The organism is Candidatus Stygibacter australis (genome assembly GCA_030765845.1).
GTDB lineage: Bacteria > Cloacimonadota > Cloacimonadia > Cloacimonadales > TCS61 > Stygibacter > Stygibacter australis.
Window position 1 is genome coordinate 1 of the sequence record JAVCDJ010000216.1, and the last position, 7775, is coordinate 7775.

Consider the following 7775-nt stretch of genomic DNA (forward strand, 5'->3'; position numbering starts at 1 on the left):
GCGGGATATAATATTTATTCTATTCATCTTACGCATGGCAACCGTAAAATAGTCCTGGAATTTACGGAATCACTTCCTGCAGATATCACTGGTGCAATATTGCTGAATGGTATTGAAGATTTTAATAGTAATCAGATTTCAGAGGATGGAAATCTGGCAGAACTCACTGAGTATATCAAACCACATCTTGTGGGAACCATGAATGACTGGACTCCATCAAATCATGATTATGATCTGCAGTGTAATAACAATATGCTGTGGAGCGTTAATATGCTGCTTGCTGCCGGAACTTATGAATATAAGGTGACAGAATCAAACGCGTGGGACGGTGGTGACTGGCCTTCAGATAATCAGGTATTTACCTTAGCAGAAACTGATGAAGTGACAATCTGGGTCAATTGCGGATTAATGCCCGGATCAAATGACTGGGATGGATATGTATGCCAAAGCGTGAATCCACCCATAGTTTGCGGCAATTTCCTGAGTGAAATGGGTGGAACTGACTGGGATGAAACCACTGACCTCACTGTGATGAATGATAATGGTGAAAATGGTGATGACTATGCTGGCGATGGCATTTTCAGCAGAGCACTCGATCTGGAAGCCGGAGACTGGGAATTGAAAATCGTCTTGAATAATAACTGGCAGCAAAACACATCAGATGGGAATTTGCAATTAAGCCTTACTGAAGCGCAGACACTGGTATTTACTTATAATTTTGTAGATAATCAGGTGGGCTGGCATTCTGGTGGAACTTTCGGATTTGGTGATATTGATAATAATGGTCTGGTGGAATCTTATGATGCAGCAATAGCCTTGCAGTATTTTGTAGGAATTGATCCCGTTGCAGCACCTCTGCCCTGGGAAGATTGGCGACAACTGCGAGCAGATGTGGATGGCAATGGATATATAGAAGCCTACGATGCCTCACTCATTCAACGCTTTGTGGTAGGGATAATAGATCATTTTCCAGTAGAAGAATAAAATTTGATCTTTTTGGGTTGCATATTTATCTTGAATGTGCAACCCTTATATATAAATATCTGCTTCTCAGCAGTATTAAGCTCTGAAAGGGCTTTACTATAATAGCCGCAGGTGAAACCTGCGGGAAAGCCCCCCCCTCTACCTCGAAGAGGTAGCACAGTCATGGAAAATACTTTTCATCATATTCAATCTCAAAATCCTGCAATAGCTTTTTATATTCTGTTATAAAATCAAACCGTTTATGATGTTCCTGCTGATTTTTAATGTAATTAATAACGATATCTTTATGTTCCCATGAAACAGTAAACGCTCCATAATCAACTTGCCATCCATCGAAGTGAGAACATAAGCTCTCTTCTTTAAGCCAGGAATTAGAAGATACTTTGATAGATTTAATAAGGTCAGCAAGTTTCAGAGAAGGATGCAAAGTACATAAGATGTGAAGATGATCCTCCATAATGTTTATTTGGTATAGATGACAGTCTTTATTCTTAAAAATACCCCAGATATATTTTAGAATTTTTTCTCTGTATTGCATTTCAAGAGTTGGTTTATGACCTTTAGTACAAAATACTATATGATAAAGGATTTTAGTGTAAGTTGACATCATTCCTCCGTATAACCCTTCCAGGGTTACTAATTTTTCTCTCCTTGCACCATGGGTTTCGCCCATGGCTATTATAGTTACACCCTTTCAGGGTACTATTCTTCCTTTAGCATTATTTCATTTATTAACTGACCAAATTATATAATATATTACACTTTTGACAAGTATAATTATGAAAATGGATGATAAAAATACTTTTCATCTAATAATCCCATTAATCCTGATTCCGACATAAAAAAAACCACCGTTAGGTGGCTTTTATTATGGTGGCAAGACCCAGACTTGAACTGGGGACACAAGGCTTTTCAGGCCTCTGCTCTACCAACTGAGCTATCTCGCCATTAAATTCAAAGTGAAATGAAATAAATTTAGCAGGACTTATTCTGTCAAGGTAAAATTGAATTATTCAGCTTTAACCAGGCTTCTTCTTTCTGGTAAACCTGCCAGTATAGCTCCAACAAGCATCAAGAGGCACCCGATCAGAGACTGAGTAGACATCATTTCGTGCAGGATCAGATAACCCCCAATTACGGCAAAAGCACCTTCCAGACTAAGAATTACAGCACAATCTGCAGCAGGTGCACGTCTCTGAGCAAAGAATTGCAATGTATAGGCGATTCCTACGGAGATAAGACCACCATATAATATTGGGATTATCGCTTGTGACAATCCGGCGGTTTCTGCATTTTCTATTACTCCCCATCCAGCAAGGCTAAGCAATCCACAAACTGCAAACTGCAGGAAAGCTAATTTAAATGGAGCAAATAACCGGGTATAAATACCCACCATACGCACATGCAGGGCAAAGATGATGGCACACAACAACAGAAGACTATCACCCAGAGCAATATCTATTCTGCCATGAATACTTAATAGATATAAACCACCTACAGCAATAGCAATCCCCATCCAGGTTCTCAAACTGGCATTATCCCCGGAAAAAGCTCCCAATATCGGCACAAAAATCATATATAATCCAGTAATAAATCCAGCTTTGCCGGCAGTAGTATAGATGATACCTATCTGTTGTAAAGTGGCTGCCAGAAATAATACAATACCCAGTAAAATACCAGCCTGTAATTCCTTCTTACTGAATCTAAGACCGCTGAAAGGTAAAATTACAAGTGCACCTAAGATAAATCTGAATCCATTAAAAAGGAATGGACCAACATATTTCATGCCCTGGCGTTGCGCCACAAAGGCAAACCCCCATAATATGGCGGCAGTAAGCAGCATCAGATCGGATTTTAATTTCTCTGAAATCTTGATTTGTATCTCCTATGGCAAATTATAGTATTAAATAACTTTTGGTGTATAGAGGGTATAGATACCCCCAGCAATAATCTGAGAAACCTCTTTTTCATTATAACCCAGGATTTTAACTCCTATTTCAACCAGCAATTGTAATTCAGCTTTATTGATATCACTGTCAGCAAATGCCATTTCCAGGAGATAACCCATTAAAGCATCACGTTCAGAAGGATTAGCTTTGAGTATGCTTGCTACTGACTGGATAAATATTTTCTGAACATTTTTTTCTTTGATCATCTTTTCCAAATACTCTCGTGGATAAAGAGTATACTTAGAGATATTGCTGACAATTTTTTCAAATTCATCTATAGATAATTCTTCATCACATCCGCTTATGATCAATCCTCCAGTAGCCATAAAGACCATCCGGTCATGATTAAGACCTTCTGCCAGAGCAGAGTGTTCTGAGACTAGCTTCACAATATTTTTCTCCAGAGTTTTATTCAGCTTTATAGCCTTTCCAGCAGTGCTGTCAGCAAACATCTTTGACTTGGAAAACAGCTGCAAAGCTTTTACTCTAACAGGATTAATTGGATGGGTACTTTGATCAAATGCCTGCTCACCTTTTAATTCTTTAAGTAGTTCATCATTTTTCTTGATATAAGATTTGATATCAATCCCTAATTCATGCCAGTCCAAACCTGATGTAAGTTTAAAAAAACTGCTAACTGCAGGCTCAAGATCCCTGCAGGCAAGCAATCCAAAACGATCAGCACTAAGTTCTGAAAGCCTTTGCCAATACATTATGCGATTATGATAATAAATAGGGATACTCTTATTTTCATTGAAAATAAATTGAATAACTTCCTGTATTGAGCGATTCCCGGTCCACAAGTGACCAATTTCATGACCGACAATAAAAAGCAGCTCTTCCTTTGTAAAATTCTTTATAATAGCAGAATTAATGGCAATAATATGTGGATGCTCTGGACCATCTGATTCAATACAAAAAGCATTATATTCAGGTGAGTTCATCACATAAAACTCTATCTGGGAATTATAACCGGTACGCTTCCGGGCTTCCTGACATATTTCCCATACATCCTGGCAAAAATCTTCAGCAACTTTGAAATAAATTCCATTGAACATATTAGTGAGTGACTCTCTCTTATCAACCTGAGCAGCCTTTAATAGGTCGTTGATCATTTCTACGTGCAGGTTCTTTTTAATTTCTTCTGTAAATTTCCTTTCCATTTCGATTCGCAGTAATGTATAATCCATGCCAACTCCTTAAATTTTTATGTTTTGCCTAGATTTCAATTCTGAAACAAATGCCTGAGGGAGAGTTTTTTACTGACAGTTTGCCTTTCATGTTATTCTCAATAATTACTTTGGACATAGCTAAACCCCTTTATATTGTATTAATATTTATGTTCAAAAAAAGAGTCAAGATAAATTGGATTTAAATGTTTATTAATTGACAGGATACAGATATATTTCTTAATTTTGTTGGAGGTTATTATGAAATGGTTAAGCTTATTATTAATCGTTGTATTATTTGCTGGTTGTGCTCATCCACCCTTTACAGTAGTTCCAGAAAAAAACCGTGGAAATGAGCGACCCCTGGTTTATGACAGTTCTGAAATTCCCACATTGTTCAGCACTGAAGATGAAACCCTTGAAATGAATGTAGCCCTTCACAGTCGCGAGTTTCCCAATGGGATATTATGGTCATTATCCCTGGAAGCCCCTCTTGATAAAGTATTACCATTAAGAATGTTCGCCTATCAGGATGGAAATACATATGAATTGATCAGATTACAGAGTGACCAGAATTATCCTAATCTTGCTTTTTATGTTTTACCACCAAACTTTATTAAGAATTGCAGATTTTCAGATGAATTGACCTTAAGCGTAAAAATTGCAGATAAGGAATGGATTAAAGTTAGTGATGAAGCTTATGTGGAAAATTTTGGAATGTTTTACAGCTTCGTTACTATTGATATCAAAAGGAATACTTCAATATTATATATTCATTAATTCTGATGCTGTCATCTTAAAATAATTAGGGTGAATGAAGTTCACTCCATTCACCCCTTTTTTATTTCTTCATTAAACTTGTTTTAGTATCTCAAGTCTCTTTTCATGTATGCCTGGTGTATAAGGCTTATGCTCACAACACTTACAAGATTCCTCAGCAAGTAATTCAGCCAGTGATTTATCGGAGACAGAGCCTTGCTCTAACTTGATGTTATTATTGAAGAATTCCGCATCGTGTTCCGGGGCAATCAAATCAGCATCAGCAAAAACGTTGATCAGTTTCTGGAAATTACCTGACTGCCGGGGATTACGGAAAATAAGTGTTCTGTGACCATCTCCAATGGCAGTACCATTGATCTCCTGAACAGTTGGTTTTGGAAGTAATGCATCAGCAAAAACGCCATCAAGATGAGTATGAACGCATACAACGCCAGCAGCTTTTTTATAGATAGCTTCGGTAGGATCTTCGCCATATAAAAGCACAAAATCACCTTCTTCCACTTCGGCTCTGGTGATGCCTGCTGCCTGAATTCCCAGGGAATTACAGAACTTACTTGTCACATAAACCTTGCCTTTGACATCATTCAAAACAGTGGAAGCCAGTTTCCAGATCATTTTGCTTACTTTTCCAGATACATTATCACGATTATAAATAAACAAAGTGTTTTCCGGGAAATCTATACATTGAGGTTTGCATTTAGGAGTTGTTGTATAACATTCCAGAGTATGTTCCATGGCTGTTTGAGGATCATAATTCACATACATGTCTGCGAATTCATTGAACTTGTTGTCTTTATCGTTTATCAGCCAGAGCTTTTTACCTTCACGCTGCTTTAGTCTTAATATTGTTCTTAGGGTCTGGCTGATCTCTCCAACAACATAATAGGCTTCTGCCTTTTCAATTGCATCAAGACTTGCCAGATCATCTACTGGCATACAGTCACTGATATCTGGAGCCAATGTAAGGCTATGCAATCCAGCTTTCATACTGACAGCAACTTCCTTGAGCATCTCCAATTCTTCCAGTGTAGTAGAAGGATGAACGAATATTTTAGAGGCTTTAGCTGTTTTCAATTTTCCCTTGATCAATTCCGGGATATTGCAGCTGCACACACTTTGCCACTCATTATTGTGATTTATATAAGCACCCTTGATCCTCGCTTCATCATCAGTTACCTGCCAGCCAAACCGACCCTTGAAACAAAGATTTCTACCATTCCAGGCATCGTCTGCTGCCTGAATTGTTGTCACTCTATTTCCTGTAAGATTGATTTGCACTTCGCAACCTGTTCCGCACTGACCGCAGCTTTGCTCCACCTGCTTTTCTGGGACATGGGGATTAAGCTTATAGTGTACATTCTTTGGCATCAAAGCACCAACCGGGCATACTGCAATACATTTTCCGCATTCCTCGCATCCGGTTAGATTCAGACTTTCACCAAATTCCGGGGCTACATAACTCTGGAACCCACGCCAGATATAACCGAGCACTCCAGCACCCTGAACTTCAGCACAAATTCTCACACAGCGTCCGCACTTAACGCAGCGGTTTGCATCACGCAGAATAAAGGGATGTGAATGATCAATCGGATGTTTATTTTTTGCACCGGCATAAGTATCGGCATCAATATCATATTCTGTGGCATATTTTCGCAAAGAGCAGGTTTCATTCACATGACAGCCGCATTCAATACAACGGCTTGCTTCAGCAATTGCCTGTTCATGATCGCAATCATATTCCACTTCTTCAAGATTAGTTCTTCTATATTCAGCTTCCAGCTCCGGCATCTTGATGCGTTCAACCTTTTCGTATTGTTCAAAATGTTTTGGATCAATATCAGCCAGCTTTTTCTCTTTCTTGCTGTCAAAACGCTTCAATCCGCGCATCATCTCACCCTGGAGATAATGATGAATGCTCTCAGATGCCTGTCTGCCATCAGCAATTGCTTCAATTGCCGTAGCTGCTCCACGTCTGAAATCACCACCAGCAAAAACATTTTCTGACCAGTACATTGTAGCTTCATCGCTTTCTGCTGTCATCCATCGAGATAATCCCCATTCCTTGCCACCTAACTGGTTTTTCTCTTCCGCCAGGAAACCAACTTCAGGACTCTGGCTGATAGCAGCTATCACTGTATCATAATCTTTATCAAAGAATTTTCCAGTTGGCTTGGGACGACGACGACCACTGTCATCTGGTTCACCCAGTTCCATAATCTCCATTTTTACGGTCTTCAATCTGCCATCTACGCCAAACATTTCTGCAGGGTTGGTAAGGAAGTGGAATTTTACTCCTTCTTCTTCCGCTGCATCCACTTCATAAGCTTCTGCCGGCATCTCCTTACGTGTACGACGATAGATCAATGTAACATCTGATCCCTGACGTACTGCAGTACGGGCGCAATCTATAGCTGTGTTTCCACCACCTACAATTGCCACCTTTTTACCAAGATCGATGTCTTTTCCCAGAGCAAAGTCCTTAAGGTAATCTACTCCCAGCAGAACTCCTTTCAGATCACTGCCTTTAGTCCGCATAGGCACAGCATTCTGCGCACCTAATGCCATATATACAGCATCATAATCTTTAGAAAGCTCAGCGACAGTGACATCTTTACCGATAAAAGTATTATACTCGATCTGCATGCCGTTTGCACACATGATCTCTATTTCTTTATCTAATATCTCTTTAGGAAGACGATATTCTGGAATACCATATCTTAACCAGCCACCAGCCTGAGGAGATGCTTCAAAGCACTTCACTTCATAACCTTTATTAGTCAGATAATATCCACAGGTTAATCCGGAAGGTCCAGCACCAATAATGGCAATCTTCTTACCCTTATCTGCTTCTTTCTCAGGAATATAGCTGTAATCAAGTCCTAAATCAAAATCT

6 protein-coding genes and 1 tRNA gene are annotated in these 7775 nt (G+C 39.2%); 2 read left to right on the forward strand and 5 right to left on the reverse strand.

Features of this window, described 5'->3' with window-relative positions; genetic code table 11:
- Nucleotides 1-984 (forward strand): dockerin type I domain-containing protein (locus tag RAO94_11215; protein ID MDP8322910.1); only part of this gene is annotated, 984 nt, incomplete at its 5' end.
- A 160-nt stretch (nt 985-1144) separates the two neighbouring features.
- Here the strand turns inward: RAO94_11215 and tnpA are convergent.
- The 4 genes from tnpA to RAO94_11235 all read right to left on the reverse strand — a co-directional run bounded on the left by tnpA (nt 1145) and on the right by RAO94_11235 (nt 4123).
- Nucleotides 1145-1594 carry an IS200/IS605 family transposase gene (gene tnpA / locus RAO94_11220; protein ID MDP8322911.1) on the reverse strand — a complete coding sequence of 150 codons (450 nt, stop codon included), beginning with the start codon at nt 1592-1594 and terminating at the stop codon, nt 1145-1147.
- A gap of 261 nt (nt 1595-1855) precedes the next feature.
- Nucleotides 1856-1931 (reverse strand) — tRNA-Phe (locus RAO94_11225).
- Between the two features lie 62 nt (nt 1932-1993).
- Nucleotides 1994-2827, reverse strand: a complete 834-nt coding sequence (locus RAO94_11230) for a DMT family transporter (protein ID MDP8322912.1) — start codon at nt 2825-2827, stop codon at nt 1994-1996.
- A 60-nt stretch (nt 2828-2887) separates the two neighbouring features.
- Nucleotides 2888-4123, reverse strand: a complete 1236-nt coding sequence (locus RAO94_11235) for a M48 family metallopeptidase (GenBank protein ID MDP8322913.1) — start codon at nt 4121-4123, stop codon at nt 2888-2890.
- Between the two features lie 240 nt (nt 4124-4363).
- Here RAO94_11235 and RAO94_11240 point away from each other — a divergent pair, with 240 nt between their 5' ends.
- Nucleotides 4364-4882, forward strand: a complete 519-nt coding sequence (locus tag RAO94_11240) for a hypothetical protein (GenBank protein ID MDP8322914.1) — start codon at nt 4364-4366, stop codon at nt 4880-4882.
- Nucleotides 4883-4954: 72 nt separating this feature from the next.
- Here the strand turns inward: RAO94_11240 and RAO94_11245 are convergent.
- Nucleotides 4955-7775, reverse strand: a 2821-nt coding sequence (locus RAO94_11245; protein ID MDP8322915.1) for an FAD-dependent oxidoreductase, incomplete at its 5' end; no start/stop codon positions are given.

What these genes read in the sequence shown, in the direction of transcription:
- tnpA (MDP8322911.1), bottom strand. Translation starts at nt 1,594, where the DNA reads ATGATGTCAACTTACACTAAAATCCTTTATCATATAGTATTTTGTACT.
- RAO94_11230 (MDP8322912.1), bottom strand. Translation starts at nt 2,827, where the DNA reads ATGCTGCTTACTGCCGCCATATTATGGGGGTTTGCCTTTGTGGCGCAA.
- RAO94_11235 (MDP8322913.1), bottom strand. Translation starts at nt 4,123, where the DNA reads ATGGATTATACATTACTGCGAATCGAAATGGAAAGGAAATTTACAGAA.
- RAO94_11240 (MDP8322914.1), top strand. Translation starts at nt 4,364, where the DNA reads ATGAAATGGTTAAGCTTATTATTAATCGTTGTATTATTTGCTGGTTGT.